2 protein-coding genes are annotated in these 2,277 nt (G+C 62.5%); one reads left to right on the plus strand and one right to left on the minus strand.

From position 1 onward, the window contains the following. Positions 1 to 1,020: GAF domain-containing protein (locus ABX749_RS30125; protein WP_372899292.1), on the minus strand; the 1,020-nt coding region annotated here is incomplete at its 3' end. A gap of 399 nt (positions 1,021 to 1,419) precedes the next feature. Between ABX749_RS30125 and ABX749_RS30130 the strand changes: the two genes are divergently transcribed. Then, on the plus strand, positions 1,420 to 2,076 hold the full coding sequence (locus tag ABX749_RS30130) for a hypothetical protein (RefSeq protein WP_372899293.1): 657 nt from the start codon (positions 1,420 to 1,422) through the stop codon (positions 2,074 to 2,076). Positions 2,077 to 2,277 lie beyond the last annotated feature (201 nt).

Consider the following 2,277-nt stretch of genomic DNA (forward strand, 5'->3'; position numbering starts at 1 on the left):
GATCATCGCACCGCCGGCGCGGCGGTCGAGCGCTTCGGCCATCGCCAAGATCAACGACCCATCCGGCAGGACATCCCACACGTGCCAACCGGTCGACCAGTCGTGTGGCGATTCGATCATCCCGTCGACCAACCAGCCCGGTGCCAACACGTTGCCGATCGGCAAGGACGAATACTGCCAGGCGGCGATGTCGGCAATCGCTTCGACCGCGTGACGGCTTCGCTCTTCACGGCGGACCGTCGCCGCCGTAGAAAGCTCGAGCGTGATTTGCGAGGATGCCATCTGCGCGATCGCCGAAAAGGACGCGTCCAGCTGGCGCGGTTCGTTGGCGAACAACCAGAGCGTGCCGATCGGCAAGTCGCCTTTGTAGATCGCCGTGCACACCGCCGCGCCGAAGGGTTCTGGCGGCGTCCACGTTTCTGCGGCGATGCCATGCAGGTCTTCCATCAAGACCGCGTCTTGGACCATCGCTTCCAAATCGGCGCGGCTGCCACGCAACATCCGCGGCTCGCTGCTCAATCGTTCCGAGGGCAAACCGACCACCGCGCGGGTCTTCAAGTATTGGGTCTCGTCATCGAGCATGTAGATCGCTGCGGCGTCAAACCCCATGGCTTGGATCGCCCGTTGAAGCGTCAGGTGAACGGCTTCGGATGCGGCTTCGCTGCGCTTGGGTGAAAACTGGACCGTCGCCTGACTCGCCAGTTCGATCTCTTGGCGGCGGACCTGTGATTGCAGCTCCTCGATTTCCTTGGACATCGCCCGGGCAACGCTGGCCAGTTCCGTTGCGTTCTCCTTGACGACGGGCGGCTGGGACTGGGCCGGGTCATCGGCCATCACGTCCATCTGCACCGCCGGCAACACTTCGACGTCGTCGTTCTTGTGTCGGTGATCGATCCGCCATCCGGTCGCGGCAGAAAACGCGCTCCAAAACTTGTCGCTTGAAGAGTGCCCATGACGAGTCGCAGCGTTTGCGTCGTCGCCCAGGTGAAGTCGAAGATAAGACGGAACAGGTGTGGTCACGAGAAACTACTCTGGCAAAAGGAATGCGTAAGACGAATGAAATCGCTCGGAATCCCGAGTCGAATGCTGCCTGGCGATCCTTGCCGTAAGGGTCGGATCGTCATCGGTAGCAATCGCGCTGAACGGATTTGCCAGCAAAGTTTCCGGAGTCTGCCAAGGTGCCACGCCTGGCCGGAATGATCGATAGGAACGTCGCAAAGGGTGCTCAAAGCGAAATCCAGCACAGAACGATTCACCTGGCCGAATTTAGGGGCAGGGCGAGTGCGATCGCTCGGCGCGCGGCCAGGACGGCCACTTCGACGCGACCACTGCACTTCGACCGACCGGCCCAACGTGTGGCCACCGTCGCGGGCCGGGAAAGCACGCCGACAATCGACTCAACGGGAAAAGGACGTCCCCATGACTCAACTCAATTGGAACTGTGTTTCGACCTCGCTCCGATCACGTGGCATCCGGTCACGTGGCGTCGCAGCGCTGGCCCTGTTGACGGTCGCGATGACCAGCGTCGCCACCGCGCATCACCCCGATCGCGAATGCCAACCGGTTCGGCAACGCGTCGATCTGATCGGCCCGATGGGCAATCGGCTCCCTCCAAGCTATCGCCGTGTGTACAACCGCCCGACGTACTGGGGAGGAAAGATCGCGTACCTGATCGCCCCGACCAGCCAAGAAGCGATGGCGTGGCACCGCGCCGAACATGCCGGCGCCTATGAAGCGCCCAAGAAGCACATGCGGCTGGAGCAGCATTATTTCTATCCCAAGCCGTACCACGCGTTGACCGTCGGCCCGCGACGATCCACCGATCCGTCGGCGATGGTGACCCCCGAGTCGATGCCGGAGATGCTGGAGACCGAGCCGCTGCCCCCGAGCGTCGACCCGCTGCCCGAGCCCGCCGCGGATCCGCAATTGGAGCTGCCGGAAATTGAGGCCAACGAGGAAGTGGGTTCCGCGTCCGACGGCGGCGACTTTTCCTTTTGGGATGTTCATGTTTCCAACGTCCAGCCAACTCCTTCCGGTGTGACCTTCGCTGAACTGGTCAGCGAATCAGGGAAGTAGCACGGTGACGTGAAACACGAAAGGATCGCGCTCGCGAGCCGGGCATCCCGGAGGGATGCCAGCGAGTAGCCGGAGGTTAGCGCAGCGCCACCTCCGGGAAGCGGGGCCCAAAATCCCCTCGACCCCGGACGGACAACGCTGTGAAGCATTTTTTAGCGGTAGGGCGCGAGCCCTCCGGTGTTTCGTGAACGATGAGGGACC

This window comes from Stieleria sp. (assembly GCF_041595215.1).
GTDB lineage: Bacteria > Planctomycetota > Planctomycetia > Pirellulales > Pirellulaceae > Stieleria > Stieleria magnilauensis.

Excerpts from the sequence above, each read along its gene's own strand:
- ABX749_RS30130 (WP_372899293.1), top strand. The coding sequence starts at position 1,420 with ATGACTCAACTCAATTGGAACTGTGTTTCGACCTCGCTCCGATCACGT.